Genomic DNA, 19,394 nt, shown 5'->3' with positions numbered 1-19,394 from the left:
CCTCCTTTCTATAATGCTGTCGGGCGTATATGCATCGTCCAGTCAAATCCTTCTGCAAATACAATTTCATCTTGTACGCCGCCTATGAATTTAATAAAGTCGGTGCCGATGTGCATTGCATCCATGAAAAGTTGGCCATTCTTATAAATACGACCACGTTCACAATCAAAAATAAGTTCATCACCTTCCCAAATAATGACCTCTGGTGTGGACGATAATATGGTTTCTTCTTTAATTTCCGCACGTTCGTAAACCTTTAAATCACAGAATGCTAAGTAGTTCGATTTGTAGCTAATTCCTTTAGCATCTTCTGTAATTGAACGTTTTCCTGCATACAATACAAAGCCAGCTAAATCTTTTTTAAATGTATCAAATTCATCGGTCCAAACAGATTCCCAACGATTGAGTTCATTCCGATTTTTTGTATCTAATTTAACGACTGTTGCAAAAAATTTATTGCCGACTTTCTCAATTTCGATATAGCCATAAAAATCTGTTAAATCATTTGTACTGTTATTTTCATTAAGTGATTCTTTTAGTGTGATATAACTATATGTTACTTTGCCTTTTGAATCGGTTTTTTTAACCTTTTGTTTCCTTGAAAGTGCAACAGCTTTTTTATTTTTAACAGTTGGTTTAAACTGGCCAACACTTTTCACACTGCCATCTGCGCGATATACTTGTACATTGATTTCTTGCTCGCTACCTTCTCCGTTATCTTTAATACCTAATTTACCAATTACTTTGCCTGCGCTGTCCAATAAATACAACTCAAATTTATTTTCGGCACGTTTGTAGTTATTCATCGACTGTATACGCCACGTCACTTTCCAGTTGGCCAATTGTTTCGTAAGCATACGTTTGAGCGCTGGACCATACCATTCTGTACTTTTACCAGTATTTTCTCCAAAATCTTTTACATTAATATCATCATCGGATTGTTGAAAATAAGAACCTTTACCAACAGTGCCATTATCTACTTGTGTAAACGTTTCACTAGACTGCCGTTGCCACAAGTCCATATTTTGTGCTGTATCTGTCAACACAGGATTATAAATTGTTGTAGCAGTTTCTCCAGTTTCTACATCCACTTTACCTCCGACGTAAACAAATTGGTCTACAGTCGATAAACCGCACCATGTCGCGTCTTTTTGAGCGATTGCATGGATGACTGGAAACGTCTGTTTCTGTCCTTTTGGTGTAAATTTCAAGATATTATTGATGATGTTATATGTCATTTGTTCACCGTATTTTAATGGATCAGCACAAGTAAAAGTCAAAGTTACGCTATAGTCATAACCATTAACCCATTCAAAATCAGAAATACCGGTAAACTGTCCATAATATGTCCATTGTGCATCTGTATCTAGAACAAGTGGCTTTTCTACTGGCTCTTGTAAAATAACCAGATTTTCTAAATACAATCGTTTCTCATTGAAATCTTCTTGTGAAAAACAATAAAGGCTCACGTCTAATGTAATCTGACGCGAACCAATATCATTTCCCATATTTAAAGTGCCTAGTCGACCAGGTACATTCACATTCTCCGGTGAAATTTCTGGTGAAGAAACTACTACATTATTTAAAAAGTACCCTAGTTGTTTCATATATGCACCATCATAAGTAAAGGATGGTTCTGCTGTGATTATCATGTTGTCACTCCTTTCGCTCGCATGCTCATGCGCTCATTCGTTTGATTAATACGATTAACGACATTTGCAATTTCTTTACCATCAATTTGAATAGTGGTACCCGATGCAAGTAAAGCAATTAATGCATCTAATTTTTTAGATGTTTCAGCACCTTGCGCCATGATAGCTGCTACAATACCTTCCACAGATGCAGTAGAAGTAGTTGCTTTATTCCCATTCAAATACTGACTAGCTTGTGCAAGTAATTGCATGGAACGTCCTTTTTTCGCTTTATCCAATGGTAAAACAAGCTCTGGGCCCGCCTCACCTACTAGACCAAGCGTAGGACTGGTAATAAGTCCACCGTTGGCATATGGTTTTACACGTGGACCTCTTGGACTCCATCCTTTTCCTTTACCAGCACGCGTGATAGCTGCATACCATTCTTTGATGTTGAACATGGCAAGTAATTGGTCATAGCCACTAAAAATATTGCCATGCCCTTTTAATTTATAATTATCAAATGTGGATTGAATGAATTGAAGTAATCCTTTCGCACCGCCCGAACCATTATGCGTATTTACATCGACAATTCCTTGTCGAACCGTCGCATTACCACCGGACTCCGTTTGAATTTGTTCAAGCACTTCATTTAACCCTTGTTTCGAAATTGCACGACCATAGATAGCTTGGTGGGCTTTCTTGATTTGTGGAATCCAAGCCTTTGCACCGCCAGAAACATTTCCTGCAGCACCAAAACTTCCTTTCGCTGCCTTTGCTTCAGCTGGTGATTTTGCTGATAAGTGAAGGTGATTCATATGCCCGCCATACGGGAACTTTTTAAACTCTCCACCATTTTGGCTCCATTTGTCACTTCCGATTACATATTTCAAATAAGGATGTCCTTGTAGCGATTTCGCCATTTGATAATAGGAATTATCACTAATTCCACCACGCGCTAAATCCAACCCAAGTCCATAAACATGGTCCGATGTAGTACCTGCTTTAGTTTTCGATTCTTTTCGTTTTCCGTTTGAAATATAAAGTGAAGGATACTGCGATTTAAATTGATTTACGATTTGTTTACCTAAATCATATAGGTAATCGTATACGCCCATTTTGTTGCTAATTTTATTAAAATCACCTGTAAATGGTGACCAAGAACCAAAATCGGCTCCACCGCCCATTGAATCGGCAATGTTAAAGACAAAATCTTTCGCTTTGTCCACCATTTTTTTCATCATGCCATTCAACATAGATGGCACCATACCAGAAGAAAATTCACCCGGAATGACATTTCCAATCACATTCATTAGAAGGTCTTTCACTTTTTCTGGACTTGTTACCCAATCCCAAATTTCTGTAGACCAATCTTTTACTTTATTAAATGCTGCAGAACTAACATCTTTCGTGCCTTGCCATAACTTTGAAGCACCCGATTTTGTGGATGACCACAGACCAGATAGTGTATCACCAACACCCGATTTATATTGTGGAATGACACCACGTTTGGCTAAATCGCGCGTCTTATGACCGGGCAATACTTCCGCACCTTGTGGAAGATTCATGACCACATTTCGTCCTTTTGGTACGAATGTTTGACCATTCGGCAATGCTACTAACTCACGATAGTTACTACCTGGTGCATCGTTGACCATTGCTAAACCGCCATCATGCCCACCATTTGGTGTACCTTTCGCATACTTAGTTAAATCGACTGGCTTTAATTTCGAATCGTCAGCGCCTACCCAAGTCATTACTTGATTCACGCCTTTAATGACTTTGTTTAAGCCCCACTCTACGCCACCGATTAACCCTTTTAGCAATTTTTTACCGCCATTTTTCAATGCCCCGGCACCTTTAGCAATTGCATCTGCCATTCGTTGTGGCATTTTCTTCACGTGATCGATCATATTAGTAACTTTCTCAACGGTTAATTTCTTAATGGCCGTCCATGAATTCGACATCGCTGTTTTTACATTCGACATACGATTCTTTACTGCATTGTAGCCATTGGAGAAAGAGTTCTTGGTGCTCGTCCACATCGATGATACTTTGTCGGTTGTTGCCTTTTTCGTATTTGTCCAAGCATTAGACACTGAATTTTTCACACTGGCCATACGTGATTTCACTGCATTGTAGCCCGACGAAAATAAGTTTTTCGTACTTGTCCACATACCTGTTACCTTAGCGACTGCTAATTTACGTGCATTTGTCCAAGCGTTTGAAATAGCATTTTTAGCGCCTTCGATTTTTGTTTTCACAAAGGTATAGCCAGATGCAAAAGCGCCTTTAACCGATTTCCACATCGCTGATACAACGCCACGAACGCCCATCGCTTTTAAATTGTTCCACGTGTTTAATAAGCTATCACGTAATTTATTAACAAAATTACGGAACGTTTCAGAATGCTTATACGCATATTTGAATCCAGCCACAAGTAAGGAAACCGCTGTGATAACTAACCCGACTGGTCCAAGTAGCGCTCTAAACGCTGTAACTAATCCTGTACGAATAAATGGTGCGATAAATTTAAGCACATTCCATAGCTTTGATAAGCCATTACCTAGCCAAACAATTGGCTTATAGGCTATATCTACAGCTTTTCCTAATCCACTCATAACGGTGCTCATAGATGGCAAGAAAGAAACAAGTAATTTCAAACCACTAAATAAACCTTTAATAGCACTCCAAGCGAGTTTAATTGGCATAGCTAATACTTTAAAAGCAATTGTTAAAGGACCCATCGCAACTGCTAATACACCGGCACCAATTGCGATTTTTTGTTGTGTATCAGATAATCCATTGAACCAAGTAATTAATTTTTCAACATATGGAAGAAGGCCTTCAGCTATCGCTGCACCCGTATTCATTAAAGTATTTCCAAGTGGTAACAACTCTTTTTTTAATTTATTATAAGCAGCAGTTAATCGGACAATCGCTTTCTCTTTTTCTTTATTTACTAAATCATCAGCTTGTCCTTTTTCTGCTTTACCACTTTTTTCTTTCGCATTGAAAATACCATTGATTGAACCCAAATCAATATCTTCACCTTGCGTACCGAAAATAGCTGCCCAAAAGGCTTTCTTATCTTCTTTTGGTAATTTATCAGCCTTTTTCTTTGCTTCCATCATGAAGGCTTTATAATCAATTTCACCAGCTTGGAATTTTGCGTATTCAGTAACTAATCCAAATTCTTTATAGGCATCAGCACCGTCACCGACTACTTTCTTTTGTCCTTCAGCAAGTAAATCGAGTGTCTTATCACTATTCCATGCACCCGATTTCATCCCACCTTCGAGTCGTGCAATGATTTCATCGATGCTTAAACCACCATCTTTTAGTTGCGGAATATATTCCATTGCTTGGTCAAAATCTTCAATACCTGTTTGTGCAATTCGTTGTGCATAATCCCCGGCTTGTTCAATTGTCATCCCAAACTTTTTTTGAAGCATAGAAAGAACATCGACAATCTCTTTTCCTTCTAAGTCACTATTTTTTGAAATAACTGTGGCATAATCAATGGCTTTTTGTTTATCTTTATCTGCAATTCCTCGTTGCTCGGTACGTGCAGCAATATTGGTTGTTTCATCAAGATCCGTAGTTAAACCAGCTGTGTACGTTTCCATGATGTTCTTTTTCATTTTCTTTAATTTTTCTTCAGAACCATTTACTAATGTTTCTAATCGCGATTCGATATTGTCAGTTGCATTTGAAATATCGATAGCGAGCGCACCCATTGCTGTTCCTACACCTGCAACAGCTGTAGATAATCCTATTAATGGCCCACTCATACCGCTAATTTTATCGCCTACCTTAGAAAATGCTGAACGTAGCTTACTACTACTTTGCTGTGTTTCATCCATTTCTTCTTGTAAACGATTCATAGCGCGTCGTGCTTCATTATTGGATGTTTCTAAGTCACGTACACGTGCCACCTGGCGACGATATTCTTCGCTATTTTCGCCATATTGTTGCTTCAAACGTTGCATCTTTTGCTTTTCCTTGTCGATTAAACGTGTCCGTTCTTCCACAGCTTGTTCTAGCCCGTTATAATCGGCTTCAAGGGCTTCGAGTTCTTTCCCTTGTGAACGCAAATTTGCCACGATTGAACGATTCTCTGTACTTAAAAGACTAATCGATTTCCGCAATTCCTCTGTACCATCGCGCGCATCCGTTAATTGCGATGTAACGCGATTTAACTGTGCTTGATACTTGGCTTGTTCTTGCACTGTTTTATTGATTTGGCGCGCTAATTCTCGTGCTTTTTCCGATGATTCGCCACTCGCTGCCACTTCATCTGCATAGGCTTGTTTGAGCTTATCGATTTGTTTTGCGTTGAGCTTCATGGAGTCACGTAAACCGTCATAATTTGCTTCAAGTTTCCCGACTTTATCCTCTAATGTATCGTAAACCGCCATTTCAGCTTTCATCTTTTGTTGATTTTGTTTCAATGCACGTTGCATATCTTTTAAACTGCTTTCAAAACCGACACTCGAAATATCCACTTCAATAATCATCTGACCTAATGGTTGTGCATTGTTTGCCATACTGCCACCTCCTTACATAAATCCTTTTAAGGCTTCATACATACTACCGACCTTTTTTTCTTCTTTCTTTTCTTTGTTGAAAAGTTCAACTAAATGAAAGAAATCGGCATTTGCTATATCTTGATAAGCCATGCCGTTTTCCATAAATGATTTATACAATTTATCGATGGTTTCTAATGATGCTTCATACGTTACTTCTGCATGTACTTCATCATTTTGGCCATCTTTTTTTCTTCTTCTTTTTCCAATTCTTCCACACCTAAGATTTGTTCAAAAATATGTTTAATTTTTAATGCACCTGTTGATGCATCAAGCCCTTCCCAAATATCATCAGACGATACGTGGAAAACATCTGCCACAAATTCAATTTGTTTTTCTAGCATTGCTACTTCATCTGGCTCTTTTTCATTGGCCATTTTTTCTAATTCTGCTTTTACTTTTAATGCATCACGTGTAACTTTAATCGACACGAAATCTAATTTGCGTGATTCATATTCAAATTGTTCTTTTCCATCCACAATTTCTTTTTTCTTCATTAGTTTTAATTCATAAATAGCCATGTAATAGCCCTCCAGTATGTTTTAGATAAATAAAAAAGCACCCCAAACGGAGTGCTTCATTGAATTTTAATTTAATTATTGCCACGTAATATTGGCTTGCTTTGCCTCTGGCGTAGCGCTCACATTAAGCGCCACCGCTGGGTGTAACTTTAAATGCTTTGGCACGTAATGCTGCTACTTGTTCGGCACCTACTGCAATTCCGTAACCTTTTTTATCATCGCCAACAACACACGCCATTGTGTATTCTTCTTCTGGCAATTCTTTGTTTTCTCCTTCAAGTGTTTCCCCTTCAAGTGAATTTCGTGACCATGATCCGCGATAAAGTGCAATCGCATACGGTTCACCTTGTGGCGTTTTATCATAGAAGATAGTCGCTGTATACGGTGCTTCTGTATCATCGCCACCTTCGTAGAAACCTTCTGTTGATTTTGCAATACCAAGAATCGTCATTTCAAAATCCAGTGGTACATCAATCGCTGTTAAAGTCGCAGATAAGTCACCGATACCACGTTTTGCTGTACGATAAGGAATGTTTGAACCGAATTGTTTCACAGCTTCAGCTGTTAATCCTTCTACACTAAATGAGCGTGTTGCCCCTTTATCTGTTTTTCCTTCAAGTGTAAAAATGTTTTCTTCTGTTGTTTGGAAATTGGCATCTAATACCGCGATTTCCGCTTTTTCAAATCCTACTGCGTTCATTCATTTTCCTCCTCTTTTTGAGTAAATAAAATAGCGCTATATAAACGTGTGTTTACGTAGCGCTTTGTTTCTTTAAAATATGTGTCCAGGCCACCGGCTTGTTGTTCAAAACCAAGTGTCCTCATAACTTTTCGTACTTCATATGCTAAAGAGTCCCGGACTCCTCGGTTTGTGGCTTCCACATTAATCTGGTAGTAGTAGCTTTCACTATGATTAGTGTTGCTGCCATAACTACTTGGCTTGCTTGGTTGTGACGGTGTAATGATAATAAATGGACTTAATAAGTCGCCTGTTTCTGCATACTCGTAAAATTTAATCCGGTCACCACAACTTGTTGCAATGAGCGCATTTTCGCGTAGTGCCTGATTAATTTCCATCATCAAATCTCTCATAAACGTTTGGCCATCTCCCTTCGCGTTGCATCAAATACTTCCTGTTTTTTAGTTTCCATAGCTTTTGCGATTTGCTTGTAACCGCCTAGTTGCGGACCGTAAAACTTCCCATCGCGTTTATAGCCATTCTCATTCAAATGGATAATACGATAGCGCTCTAATGGACCATTCCAACCAATCTGAACAGTACGCGCACCACGCTTTGATTTCGGTTTGCTCATGACAATCTCGTCAACTGTTGCCCCGATTGAATAGTCGCCTAAGCTACTTGATAGCCTTCTGGCCACTTCTTTTTTCAATACCGTTGCACCGGCAGTTACAGCTGTATCTGTTAGCTTTTTAAACTCTTTTTCGGACATCATTTGTTTTAAACGCTGTTGGATTTCGGCTAAACCATGAAATTCGACACTCATTAAACCACCGCCAATACGATGTTAATAAAACCAAGTGATTGTGCATCTGGTCTTACTTCAACGATATTCCAAACCTTTCCGGTATAACGATAGTGGCCAATCTCTGCAAAATGCTTACGGTCTGGAATATAATCCATCAACGGATCTCGAATATTAATCGTAATCGATTCTTTTGCATTGACCGTTTTTAAGATTTCTAAATCCTTTTGACTCGATGCGTAGATTTCACAAAAGCAATAATGTAACGTTTCCTTTTCTTGTTCTCCTGGCTCTGGACCCTGTATAGGCTCATAACCAAAGAACGTGATAGGTGTCCGTAAATCACCGCTAGTAAGTTGTCGTGCCATCTTCAATCACCTCATATAGTTCAAACTGCAGCGATTGGATTTGAGATAAAAAATTGGTGTCAAATTCTTCGAGCTTGTCGTTATAAACATAGCGTGAGCGCTCCATAACAAGCTCTCTAGCACGTTCATGCGATGCCACATCGAATTGACCACATTTCACTTTTAAATCCTCCACAGACGCAGAAATGATAGTTAATAATGCTTCATCTTCTGCTGTGTGGAAGATTTTCATACGACGTTTGAACGCCTTTAATAATTCATCCAATGCAATCCCTCCTAACCGGCTGGATTAACAGTTACGACGCATGTAGCTGTTTTATTACCGTCTGTTGTTTTAACGGTAATCGTTGCTTCACCTTCGGCTACAGCTGTTACTAAACCAGTTGAGCTTACAGTCGCAATAGCTGCTGCACTTGTAGACCAAGTAACAGCTTTATTTGTCGCTGTTGTTGGCGCTACAGTTGCCGTAAGTTGTTTTGTGCCTGCAATATCAAGCGTTGCTGTCGTAGCATCTAATGTCACACCGGTAACAGCTGTTTTAGGTGTTGCGTTTACAGCTGTAGATTTACTCGATTCACCTTTGCCATTTTTGGCTGTCGCTTGAATCGAGTATTGTTTACCGTCCGTTAAACCCGTAATAGTACCTGTTTTAGTGGTAGTGTTTTGTGTTTTAGGTGTTGTGCCATCTGTGTAATAAATGGTATAGCCAGTAATCGCTGTGCCATCGTTTGTACCGTCCACAATTGTGAAGTCAATGGCTCCTGCTTTGGCTGTCACCGTAACAGTTGGGGCACCAGGTACAATATCCGTTGTTGTAAATTGAACAGAACCTGTAGCACCATTTTCTTCAACTTCGACTGTATAGGCCGTATTTGGTGTTAAATTTTGCAAACTAAAAGGCGATGTAGCATCTTCTGACACCACAACGCCATTATTTTTAATCGTAGCCATTATTCAACCTCCCATGAAATATTGGCGCTTTTAGCATTCGGACTAGCCGACACGTTTAATGAGCCGGCATTAGCTGGGAATCGCGAGTGTATAGATTTGCGCAGCGTTATTATCTTTAGCTTTACCGAACGCAAAACCTTTAGCAGTGTATAGGTTGCAATCTTCAAGCGCTAATGTTTGATCGAATTTGTTCACTTGTAAGCCACCAGTTGTATAAAAGTCATAGCGATCAGTTACAAAAGCCGTTACTTCGTTTGCTTCTTGGAAACGCGATTCGATAATGCGTACATTAAATGGTAATGAAGTAATGAAAGCACCTAAAGAATTTTGGATAGTGTATTGAGCTTTAACTAACCATGCATCTGCTGGATTTACGATTAATGCAACTTTGCCATCAATAGTAACCGACTTACCATTTTCCTTCGTTGATAATGCTTTGTTTAAAGCAGCTAGTTCTTTGATAGTTGTTGCTGAATCAGCAAATGTTAATGTACCAGCAACTGCTTTCTTTGCATGGCCATTTGTTGGATCAATAGCGCCTTTTAAATCACGAATCAAACCGATTGGTTCATTTTTAGTTGGACCAGCACCCATAACAATACCTTGCTCTAATGCTACTGCATAAGTTTCTGTGATTTGCGCGCGTACATATGCTTCAATCCAAGCTGGGCCGAATTTTTCTAAATCCTTCGGTAATACTACAAATGCAGTTAATTTGCTTTGACCAAATGTTTCTTCAGTGAACGCTGCATCTAATTGGCCTTTAATTTCGCCAAACACTTTACCCCAAACGAATGAACCCTCTGGCTCTGAAGTAATTACACGAGCCGTTAAAGTGTTTAAGTTTTGGAAGTTGATTGCTGAAAGTAAAGGATGTGCTTCAGTTAAATCTTCAAAGATACGGTCTACAACTGTTTCTGGAAGAATTAAATCATCTTCAAATCCTGCTGAATGTTGAACAGCTGCAAAGAATTTATGTTCTTCAGATGTTAATACATTTGCACCGCGACCAGCTAAAACTGTTTGATCATGATTTTGTGCAGCTACACCTTGTGTGATTTGAGAAGTTAAAGAATCTACTAATGAATCTTGCATAACAGTCCATGCTTGTTCAACTTCTTCTGGTGTTGATGTTTCGTTTTTCACTACGTTTGCATAGTTTTGTTTTGCGTTTTCATACGAGTCTGTATGATTGTCTAATTTAAATGCCATCTTTAGATGACCTCCTTGTTTTTTGTATTAAAAAATGACACGACGTTTAGATGCAGCAACTGGTGCTGGCGTTTCTAAAGTCTTGTCATCTTTTTGTGTATTTTGAATTGTGCCTTTAAGTTCATCAAAATATGCTTTCAATTCATTTTTTGTGATGTATTCATTTTCCTTTGAATCATTACTACCTAAAGCATTATTAAATTCTGTTGCTTTATCTTGAAAAACTTCTGATTCAACTGCTTCAGCTGTACCTTCCACAATTTCATCAATGAACCCAAGCTCTTTTGCTTTCGCTGCAGATAAGTATGTTTCTTCATCGAGTAGCTTTTTTACTGTTTTTGCATCTACACGATGTGTATATGACGCTAAAACTGATTCACCAATCGAATCCAAAACATCAGCAACTTTACGTAATTGTTTTGCATTGCCAGCTACCATTGTCCAAGCATTGTGGACCATAAGTTGAGTGTTAGCATACATTTTGATTTTGTTTGCTCCCATTGCAATGATTGATGCAGCAGATGCAGCAATACCTGTGATGGTAATTGTTACGTTGCCTTTATGACCTCGTAGGGTATTCATAATATCGATACCAGCAAAAACATCGCCACCATATGAATTGATTTCTAATTCAATATCTTCATCATCTTTCACATTACGCATCTTAGAATTGAAATCATAAATGCTCCCATTCCATGAAGTAATGTCACCTTTGATTTTATGCTTCACTGTCTTTTTCACCTCCCTTCAATGCGGAATCTTCCACAGTTTCATAGTTTTTAGTGATTACATATTTATCAAGTTCTTCATCATCTGCTCGTTCAAATCCAAATAACTCACGAACTTCATTACGTGTGAAAGCACCACTAGCAACTAATTTATCGACTGCTTCAGCTTTATCGACAACGTTGTTGTTAGTGATGCCTTTAACATCAATATATTCGTTTGCTCCTAAATCTAACTTTGCATTTAATTCATCTTGAATTTTTTTAAGAAGTGGACCAATACAAAATTTAATATAGGCTTTCATCGCACCTTCGAGATCCGCCACATCACCATGAACCAAATTAATTGGTATACCTAAGATGTTGGCCACATCATCAATCAATGCACGTTTAACTTTTTCGACATCTTCAAGTGATGGACCTTTTACACTTCCATTTGAATATTCTTTGTACTCAATACCTTTTGATAAAGGAAAGATTGCTGTCACTGAATTTTTAACGGCTCCTAAAATCTTATCAATATAAGACTGCTGTTTTTCAGCGCTTAATGATTGAATTGAGTCAAAGTTAATTGAACCACGTACCTGGTAACTTCGTTTGGACGCTGTAATTAACGCACCGAAAAGCTCTGCATAATCTTTTGTAAGACCATCTAAAAATCCTGACAAATGATTATTATTGTAGGTTAAATAAATCACATCATCCATATCCCAAGTTTTATTATTAAAGGTGAAATTTTTAACTGTCACATTTTCAAATACATCTGGGAACAAAGCATATTCGCGTCTGTAAAAACTATCAGCGATTAACATTTGATTTTCGTATGGAATAATAAGCACTTCATTTTCACGAATCAATTTATTTACAACTGCTTGCCAAAAATCTGAAGCACTCATATCCGTATTGGGCCGAACATTTAAAAGATAATTCCAGCCTTTTTCATGTTTTCTTTTATCTTTCATGTGCCTAAAATCAGTCTGTGAAATGGTACGAGCTATAAAGTTAGAGCAAGTTTCAATTGCTAATTCCTTTAGATATGTCTTTTGTTCAATATCTACAGCAAACTCTAAATCGTATAACCATTCAAGCTCACTATTCCTTTTTAAAACATCACTAATAAATCCTATTTCCCTCACCTCCCTTCCACAGTTGTAGTAGTTAGAAGTTGAGTGCGCTCAATGCATCAAGTTCACTACTAATATCAATCGTTAATACTTCGTCTGCTCTATACATACCATGCACAAAGCATTGGAACCCGTCTGTTTTACGTCGAATAGGCTCTTTCTTTTCATACGTTTTATTTCCTTTTCCATCTGTTTTGACCAACACATTACGTGTATACCAACGCATTAAAGGATTATTACCAAAAACAATATGATGATTAGCAAAAGCTGTTTCAATACGTGGTGCCAGTAACGAGTGGATCGCACGTGGATTTCTAATTACTTCAACTTCAAAACCATTTGCTTCAAATTCAGAACGTAATAACTCCATTCGAAAATTATCGGCAATAATTTTTTTGATGTAGCAATGCTCACGCTGCTTCACAAACCAACCAACTACTTTTTTTACATCGATTGTTGGTTCATCCAAGACAGTTAATAACCCTTGTTGTTCCCAGTCCCGAATAGGCGCGAACTTTTCTTTCTTAGATTCATCTGGCTTCATCGAATAGCCATAAAACTTATCTACAAATTCTTTTCGGACAAATGAATGTGTATCAAAACAATAATCTTCGTTGTTGCGATACAGTAAGCCACATGCTGTGAAATCGCGAATACTGGCAAAATCAATACAGCCAATTACTTCTTTACCTTTATACTCTGGCAATGGACGATTTGTAGCTTGAATTTCTTCTTCTTTTGCTACCGATTTTTCTAAATCCACTTTCGGCAAGTTCATACGTTTAGTGATAAATTCTTCATACGTTGACGGATCATCTTGCAAGTTTTCATATTCTTCATAAATCGTTGCATATAATTCATTGGCGTAGTCGTTGCGTGGCTGGCATAACATCGGATTAGCTTTCTCCCATGCATTCGCATTATTAACTTCATCCTCATTATCGATTTTGCAGATAAATGGAAATATCGCATTTACACGTGCTTCACCTTTTAACACTTTCAACGAAAGCTCTTTCATGCCATCTAAAAATCCATCACGCACATAACCATCTGTACCGATGTAAAATTCACGTGGATTCTTTTTCTTACCTAAACCCGAAATGTGGACGGCAACATCTTTGTTTGATTCGTATTGATGTATTTCATCGAATACGACTGCGCCATCACGCAGGCCATCCTTTGTTTCACCGTTTGAAGTTCGGTATTTCAAAATCGCATATGTTTTATTTGAAACGATTTGTGTTTTCGTACGCTTAAACATTTTGCTTAATGCGCCACCGCGACCAATTGCGTTGTAACATTCATCGAAACTTGTTCGTGCTTGTTCTTCTGAATTGGCTACTAATGAAATATTGTATTCATCGATGCCATGCAATGGACTGATAAGGAAATTACATAAAGCTGAAATTTTACCATTCTTACCAAAACCACGTGCAACCAGCCATAAAGATTTGCGATAAAAAACGCGCCCGTTCTCTTTAAAAAACAAGAAAACAAACGCGTACAAAAATTTATCTGTATCAGTTAATTTGAAGTACCATTTTTCAGTGAAACGAATAGCATTTTCTATCATTTCATCATCAAAATAAATATCATCACGACTAAATACATATTTCTCTAAGTAGTTAATTAACATGATACGTTCTTTATTTAATTTTATTTTTCCGTCATGATACAACTGGATATAGTTAGCAACATGCTTATTTACAATCAAATTAAATCACTCTCCGATACTTCCACATCATTATCAGTAGCAGCAGTACCTTCACTGATAAAGTTGATTGTTTTTTCTAATGCGATAAGCTGGCCATTAATTTTAATCTTTTCATTTAACAACGGATGGCTCTTATTAAAGCGCTGGGAACCATTTTCCGTAATTTGTGAAATCCCTTCAGCTTCAATTTTTTCATCGCATTTCTGCAAATCATTCATGAACCCAATCATGCGCTCAACTTTATTTACTTCCAGCAAGTCGTCTTGATCGATGCGACTCATTAGCTGCTCTTTGATATTATCTAAATCCATTTACACCCCTCCCCCCTCGTAGCTTTTATGTAGCACCCCTAATATGAGTGCATTTAAAGAAAAATTTGGACAGTACAGCCCAACCACCGGTTTCCCAAGTTGGAAAAAGTTGGAAAAATTAAAGGCCGGGGTACTAATCAAAACGTTCATCGTCTGCCCATTTATTTTTTTTTGGTGTAAATCCAAATCGTTTGTGCCTTTTGTTGTGACAGCTGCGACAAAGCGTACGCAAATTTTCATCGACCAGTGCAAGCTCTGGATAATCATCTAATTCTTGAATATGGTCGATTTCTAAAATGGCATCATTTCGTGTAGTAACACGACCTTCTGATTTGCACATGACACATTCGTAATTATCACGTTCCAAGATTTCAAGTCGTTTATCTTTCCATGAGCGTGATAAATAGAAAGGATTTACCTTCTTGCCTTTCACATATGGCATTGTTATTCACTGCCTTCTGCTTTGATATCGTTTATAAAGTCGATGCTACTCAACCAAACACCTTCTACTCTAATAAAAGGAACTGAATAAACAATATTGCCTAATGAATCGTAGAATGAGTACGTATTATTTGTATCATCAAGTCGTACGATATCATCTACAGAAAAGCGTTGACCATCTACTAATGCTACTAAATAAGTATTCGTCATATCTTCTACACTCCTTATCCATTTATCTATAATTCTATATTTACATTTATACATTAATGTCTATATGTACAAATGTAATTACATAATAAAAGACCATCATACGTGAAAGGTATGTGGCCTTAGTATCGTGAGTCCTGCTGCTATGCTCAACTCACCTATTTAATTAGTAGTACGTAACGTGTACTAAACGAGATAGCTATTGATCACCTTCACTTTCTATTCATATCGAATGGATAAAGCAAAAGGAATCACCAACCTTCTGGGAAAAGTATTTACATAACTTTGAGTAACAATCTATATACTCATACAAGTGTACAAGGTAGTGCGTACTCGCCTTTATAATAGTTACACGTTCGCAAACTTGGAGGATTTACATGACATGAACTCACCTTATACACTTGAATGAGTACACAATCAAATGGTTACTAGGCACTTGATTGTTGTGAATGTACTCACGAGATAGAATGCTAAAAAAGAATAAAGTGCTCGTTAATTACTTTGACTATTCTTTATTTTTTCTATAATACTAATTTACACTGATTTTTTGTGAACTTCGCTAGTGTTAGAAAGTTCACTATACAAAACCAATTACATCTGCAGTTTTATCTAGTAGTGCATTTCTTTTTCTTAACACTTTACTTCGAGATATATAAAGATTATCTGCAATTTCTTCCCACTCATAAAAGTTACTTCCGTTATCCCAGTAACGCATATCTACTATTGTTTTAGAATCCACATCTAATTCTTCATATAATTTTTCAATTCCTTCTACAATTGCACGTAATGATTGATATTTTCTATCTTCCACAAGTGCTGTAGCTTTTACGAATGTATTATCAGATGTCCTATTGCTACGTCCTCCACCAATATTTTCGTCTGGCATTTGGTGTTTATGTAACAATTCCCATTCGCGATATTGTAATTTTTTTTTATATTCTTTAATATTAATCCAATAATCTTCAATTTTTTTAATATCATTTCGTGACAATGTAGACAATTAATTTTCCTCCTTCCTATTTTCTTTTTAGTCGTCCTTGCTTTTCTAAGTCATATACTTTTCGTTTAACTGCTTCACGTGGTTTGCCAATCATTTCTCCGATAATGCGATATGTGCCAAACTTTACTCCGTTGCTTTCAACATACTTTATAATCTGTTGTTCTTGTTGTGTGGTCCAACCACGATTATTTAAATTACCTTGTGCTATATTCGTTCCATTTACTTGATTAAGAATTGAAACAGCAAATTGTTCTAAAGTTCCTTTGCAATAAATATCGAAACCATCCACATTGAAATATTCCTCACATCTAGGTAAGCATTTACACTTTCTTTGTTTTGTTTCTAATTCTGTAAGTTCTAACTTAGGTATGTGATTCATTCAACTTCCTCCAAATAATATTTATCTTTTTGTTTCTCAATTCTTTCAATGTAAGCAGGCCTTGTATAAAAAGAAACCGTAGATTCTGCAATATTAAGATGCTCGGCAATTTCTTTTTTGCTACCAGTAAAAATATATTTATCTCCTTCATAAAGAGAAAACTCATTATCACCAAGACGAACCACCACAATAGTCCATGCTGGCTTTTTTGTTTGTGTTCTAATTTTTTTTACTGATAATCCAGTGGCTATTGCAATTTCTTTAACTGTTCCAGTCATTATATAAAAGTTATTTTTATAGAAATTATAGAGTCCAGCTTTCCGTCCGGCTTTATTCATATTTTCACCTTCTTATTTTATAAGTCCTCTGATTTAACAAATACACCATTGACCATCTCGCCAGTACGTTTACTAATCACGCCATATGCTTGTGCCAGACATTCTTCCACAGTTAAACCATACTGTTGCGATAAAATAATTAAAGTCACGATTGTGTCACCAATCGCATCTTTCAGTTCTTCATGTTGACCACGAGCCATTGCCGCAGCAATTTCACCAGATTCCTCCGACACTTTTAAAAATTGTTTCGTTGGATCCGCATTGTTTAATCCCTTATCTTTTGACCATTCTTCTACTAGATATACTAATTCATTCATCTTTTTCCCTCTTTCTCCATTTAGACATTTAGACATTTTTCTATTTTGACATTTAGGCATATATAGAATTATTCACTTATTCAATATTGCGTAAAATGTGTCGCTCGATTTTTTTGTTTACTACAAGTAACGTAAAACCCCTAAAAATTACGTCTAAGAGCTTTTAGACGTTACACTTAGTTACACTATGTTTTTTTATTTAAAATGCGTTACACACAAAGTCTGATATGAAAAATAGGCACATTATGCATTTTCTAATCCTTGTTTTGCAATATAACGGACATTTTGAATCGTTTCTTCGTAATCTGCGACTGTAATTGTGTCATCTAAGATTAGTTTTAAAGCTGTTTGCATTTCGTTAAATCGATGCTGCATATCTTCCACGACTTCGAGCGCACAAGCTGTGTATACAAGACCATCGAAATCTTCTTCGAATCGATGCTGTAACCATTCAACGATATTCTTTGATGACGGATTCACTGTTTCTGGATATTTCGCAACACCTTTTGCAGTTTGCATATCTGCTACCGCTAATGTTCGTTCTGCTTGTGGACGTTGCTTTAATTCGTCCGTAATTTTGCGTAATACTGTATTTGCTAAGATATGTTCTTCTGTTGTCATTTTGTTACTCATTCTCCTTCACCTCTAATAATTCTGGATTTTCATAAATATTTCCGATAACTTCACAACGAAAAGCATTAGCTTTCGTCATAATTAAAATCTCTTTACTAATATGTCTATCCCTTAACCTCACTATTCTTTCAAGCCATTGAAAACCATCATTTTCAATAACTGTTACTGTGCCATAACCGTCTATTGTAATATCCCCCTCATAAATCTCACGACCATTTTTGTCTTGCAAACCTGTGTATTGCATTAACACACAATCATCTAAATCAGATTGATTATGCGCTCTGTGACATACTAATCTGTGTTCAAAATCAATCGACCACGCTGTATCTAAAAACCCTTCTACTTCATTCCACGCACGAAAATTAATCTCACGCATTCCCATCTCCACCTTCCACATCAAATACTCGGAATCCTGTTGCACGCACAATTACAGCGCCTTTAAAATGGCGTAATGACCGTTTAGCAGATGTTAAATTGTCGTGCGCCTTAATTGTCGGGCGTGTACTGCTACCACCGCCCATCGGAAAATTAATAACATTTCCATGTTCATCTACATTAGCGATTAAATAGAGTGTGTCGCTTTTTGAAGTTGTATTAAACATCTTGTGCATCTCCTTCCGTATCAAAATCAATCCCTACGCCATTTTTTAAATACTCCTTAACTTGATAAAAGAAATGATGATAAATGTAATTGCCCATGTATTTTTTATCTAAATAAACGATGCTGAAATTGTAACGTGCTTCAAATGCTTTTAAGCGACCAAGTAACGCTCTCGGCTCGTATTTACTGCGATATTTGCCAAGTAAGATTTTTTCGTAACCTTTGGCATCTTCAATTACGAGCACAAAAGGCTTGCCCTGCGACCTACGTAACTCATTTTCAAATGCTGTTTCTGTGTCTTTTTGTAAATTTCCTGTGATTTCATCGATGCTGTTCTTGCGTTCCAAGCATGCGTCTAAATAAATATCTCGCATGATGCCGAGTTCAGGATTGCGTGGTATGACAGCTGAATAATCACCAGTGTCTAATTTACGACTAATGAATGATACGCCTTTACCTGCTAGATATTCACGCACATGCTCGTTAGCTTTTTCGCGTGTATCGATGACAATTTTCATTGATTTCACGATTTTATCGATTTCAGCCTTTGTGTATTTGTAATGTGCTGTTGTCATTTTTGCGCACCTCCCAATGTTTTATCAGCTATATCTACACAAGCGTGATAAACTTCTTCTATTGTGTGCATCATAGGACTTGGTTCAATTAACCACGTATCTGAATTTTGAATCAATAGAAGTGCTTCACGTAATCGTTCAACCTCTGCAATTAGCGCTGGCACATCTTGTCTAGCGTGTGCGATGAATTCAGCGTCATTATATTTTGATGATTCTCCGAAACGATGGACTTCGATAAGCCCGTTATCTTCACCATCCATCCATACGTCTGTA

General features: G+C 37.3%; 25 protein-coding genes and 1 pseudogene. All 26 read right to left on the bottom strand.

The annotated features are described in order from the left end of the window. Positions 1 to 8: 8 nt before the first annotated feature. Entirely contained in the window at positions 9 to 1,652 is a 1,644-nt protein-coding gene (locus tag ACFSY7_RS15545) for a distal tail protein Dit (protein WP_380148546.1), read from the bottom strand. After that, on the bottom strand, positions 1,649 to 6,181 hold the full coding sequence (locus ACFSY7_RS15540) for a hypothetical protein (RefSeq protein ID WP_380148544.1): 4,533 nt from the start codon (positions 6,179 to 6,181) through the stop codon (positions 1,649 to 1,651). The genes ACFSY7_RS15545 and ACFSY7_RS15540 overlap by 4 nt, the downstream gene beginning before the upstream one ends. 12 nt (positions 6,182 to 6,193) lie before the next feature. After that, the gene (locus ACFSY7_RS15535) at positions 6,194 to 6,325 is read right to left on the bottom strand and encodes a hypothetical protein (protein ID WP_268744215.1); all 132 of its coding nucleotides are present in this window, start codon (positions 6,323 to 6,325) and stop codon (positions 6,194 to 6,196) included. 47 nt (positions 6,326 to 6,372) lie between these two features. Then, complete coding sequence (gene gpG / locus ACFSY7_RS15530) at positions 6,373 to 6,741, bottom strand: phage tail assembly chaperone G (protein WP_380148541.1); 369 nt, start codon at positions 6,739 to 6,741, stop codon at positions 6,373 to 6,375. 124 nt (positions 6,742 to 6,865) lie between these two features. Further along, positions 6,866 to 7,441: a major tail protein gene (locus ACFSY7_RS15525; RefSeq protein WP_255512522.1), complete on the bottom strand. Its 576-nt coding sequence runs from the start codon at positions 7,439 to 7,441 to the stop codon at positions 6,866 to 6,868. Beyond that, positions 7,438 to 7,821, bottom strand: a complete 384-nt coding sequence (locus ACFSY7_RS15520) for a DUF3168 domain-containing protein (RefSeq protein WP_380148539.1) — start codon at positions 7,819 to 7,821, stop codon at positions 7,438 to 7,440. Before ACFSY7_RS15520 ends, ACFSY7_RS15525 begins: the two co-directional genes overlap by 4 nt. Positions 7,822 to 7,829: 8 nt before the next feature. Then, positions 7,830 to 8,246 carry a hypothetical protein gene (locus tag ACFSY7_RS15515; RefSeq protein ID WP_139996404.1) on the bottom strand — a complete coding sequence of 139 codons (417 nt, stop codon included), beginning with the start codon at positions 8,244 to 8,246 and terminating at the stop codon, positions 7,830 to 7,832. Further along, a complete protein-coding gene (locus ACFSY7_RS15510; RefSeq protein ID WP_380148537.1) occupies positions 8,246 to 8,593 on the bottom strand; it encodes a phage head-tail adapter protein in 348 nt (115 codons plus the stop codon). The genes ACFSY7_RS15515 and ACFSY7_RS15510 overlap by 1 nt, the downstream gene beginning before the upstream one ends. Beyond that, a complete protein-coding gene (locus ACFSY7_RS15505) occupies positions 8,574 to 8,858 on the bottom strand; it encodes a phage gp6-like head-tail connector protein (protein WP_380148535.1) in 285 nt (94 codons plus the stop codon). Before ACFSY7_RS15505 ends, ACFSY7_RS15510 begins: the two co-directional genes overlap by 20 nt. An 11-nt stretch (positions 8,859 to 8,869) precedes the next feature. Further along, on the bottom strand, positions 8,870 to 9,544 hold the full coding sequence (locus ACFSY7_RS15500) for an Ig-like domain-containing protein (RefSeq protein WP_380148533.1): 675 nt from the start codon (positions 9,542 to 9,544) through the stop codon (positions 8,870 to 8,872). 69 nt (positions 9,545 to 9,613) lie between these two features. Further along, positions 9,614 to 10,756, bottom strand: a complete 1,143-nt coding sequence (locus ACFSY7_RS15495) for a phage major capsid protein (protein WP_380148531.1) — start codon at positions 10,754 to 10,756, stop codon at positions 9,614 to 9,616. Between the two features lie 27 nt (positions 10,757 to 10,783). Further along, the gene (locus ACFSY7_RS15490; RefSeq protein ID WP_380148529.1) at positions 10,784 to 11,485 is read right to left on the bottom strand and encodes a head maturation protease, ClpP-related; all 702 of its coding nucleotides are present in this window, start codon (positions 11,483 to 11,485) and stop codon (positions 10,784 to 10,786) included. Continuing rightward, on the bottom strand, positions 11,475 to 12,617 hold the full coding sequence (locus tag ACFSY7_RS15485) for a phage portal protein (RefSeq protein WP_380148527.1): 1,143 nt from the start codon (positions 12,615 to 12,617) through the stop codon (positions 11,475 to 11,477). The genes ACFSY7_RS15490 and ACFSY7_RS15485 overlap by 11 nt, the downstream gene beginning before the upstream one ends. A gap of 22 nt (positions 12,618 to 12,639) precedes the next feature. Beyond that, positions 12,640 to 14,319 (bottom strand): terminase TerL endonuclease subunit, encoded by a 1,680-nt coding sequence (locus ACFSY7_RS15480; protein ID WP_380148525.1) that lies wholly within the window; start codon positions 14,317 to 14,319, stop codon positions 12,640 to 12,642. Then, positions 14,316 to 14,630: a terminase gene (locus ACFSY7_RS15475; RefSeq protein WP_380148524.1), complete on the bottom strand. Its 315-nt coding sequence runs from the start codon at positions 14,628 to 14,630 to the stop codon at positions 14,316 to 14,318. Before ACFSY7_RS15475 ends, ACFSY7_RS15480 begins: the two co-directional genes overlap by 4 nt. Before the next feature lie 133 nt (positions 14,631 to 14,763). Beyond that, complete coding sequence (locus tag ACFSY7_RS15470; protein WP_380148523.1) at positions 14,764 to 15,072, bottom strand: HNH endonuclease; 309 nt, start codon at positions 15,070 to 15,072, stop codon at positions 14,764 to 14,766. A gap of 2 nt (positions 15,073 to 15,074) precedes the next feature. Then, positions 15,075 to 15,281, bottom strand: coding sequence for a hypothetical protein (locus ACFSY7_RS15465; RefSeq protein ID WP_380148521.1), 207 nt, complete (start codon positions 15,279 to 15,281; stop codon positions 15,075 to 15,077). Positions 15,282 to 15,855: 574 nt separating this feature from the next. Continuing rightward, a complete protein-coding gene (locus ACFSY7_RS15460; RefSeq protein WP_380148520.1) occupies positions 15,856 to 16,278 on the bottom strand; it encodes a transcriptional regulator in 423 nt (140 codons plus the stop codon). A 16-nt stretch (positions 16,279 to 16,294) separates the two neighbouring features. Beyond that, positions 16,295 to 16,657 carry a hypothetical protein gene (locus ACFSY7_RS15455; RefSeq protein WP_380148518.1) on the bottom strand — a complete coding sequence of 121 codons (363 nt, stop codon included), beginning with the start codon at positions 16,655 to 16,657 and terminating at the stop codon, positions 16,295 to 16,297. After that, positions 16,654 to 16,995: a hypothetical protein gene (locus ACFSY7_RS15450; protein WP_380148516.1), complete on the bottom strand. Its 342-nt coding sequence runs from the start codon at positions 16,993 to 16,995 to the stop codon at positions 16,654 to 16,656. Before ACFSY7_RS15450 ends, ACFSY7_RS15455 begins: the two co-directional genes overlap by 4 nt. Before the next feature lie 17 nt (positions 16,996 to 17,012). Next, on the bottom strand, positions 17,013 to 17,312 hold the full coding sequence (locus ACFSY7_RS15445; protein WP_380148514.1) for a MazG-like family protein: 300 nt from the start codon (positions 17,310 to 17,312) through the stop codon (positions 17,013 to 17,015). Between the two features lie 243 nt (positions 17,313 to 17,555). Beyond that, positions 17,556 to 17,945, bottom strand: coding sequence for a hypothetical protein (locus ACFSY7_RS15440; protein WP_380148513.1), 390 nt, complete (start codon positions 17,943 to 17,945; stop codon positions 17,556 to 17,558). Continuing rightward, positions 17,938 to 18,321, bottom strand: a complete 384-nt coding sequence (locus tag ACFSY7_RS15435; protein ID WP_380148511.1) for a YopX family protein — start codon at positions 18,319 to 18,321, stop codon at positions 17,938 to 17,940. Before ACFSY7_RS15435 ends, ACFSY7_RS15440 begins: the two co-directional genes overlap by 8 nt. Continuing rightward, a complete protein-coding gene (locus ACFSY7_RS15430; RefSeq protein WP_380148509.1) occupies positions 18,314 to 18,547 on the bottom strand; it encodes a hypothetical protein in 234 nt (77 codons plus the stop codon). Before ACFSY7_RS15430 ends, ACFSY7_RS15435 begins: the two co-directional genes overlap by 8 nt. Then, positions 18,540 to 19,121 (bottom strand): ERCC4 domain-containing protein, encoded by a 582-nt coding sequence (locus ACFSY7_RS15425; RefSeq protein ID WP_380148507.1) that lies wholly within the window; start codon positions 19,119 to 19,121, stop codon positions 18,540 to 18,542. Before ACFSY7_RS15425 ends, ACFSY7_RS15430 begins: the two co-directional genes overlap by 8 nt. After that, positions 19,118 to 19,394 (bottom strand): annotated as a pseudogene (locus ACFSY7_RS15420) (hypothetical protein); the annotation flags it as partial. The pseudogene ACFSY7_RS15420 and the gene ACFSY7_RS15425, both read right to left, overlap by 4 nt.

Origin of the sequence: Kurthia populi, from assembly GCF_042686175.1 — a bacterium.
Lineage (GTDB): Bacteria > Bacillota > Bacilli > Bacillales_A > Planococcaceae > Kurthia > Kurthia populi.
Note: the sequence above shows the minus strand (reverse complement) of the source record. Positions and strands in the feature narration are given on the sequence as shown.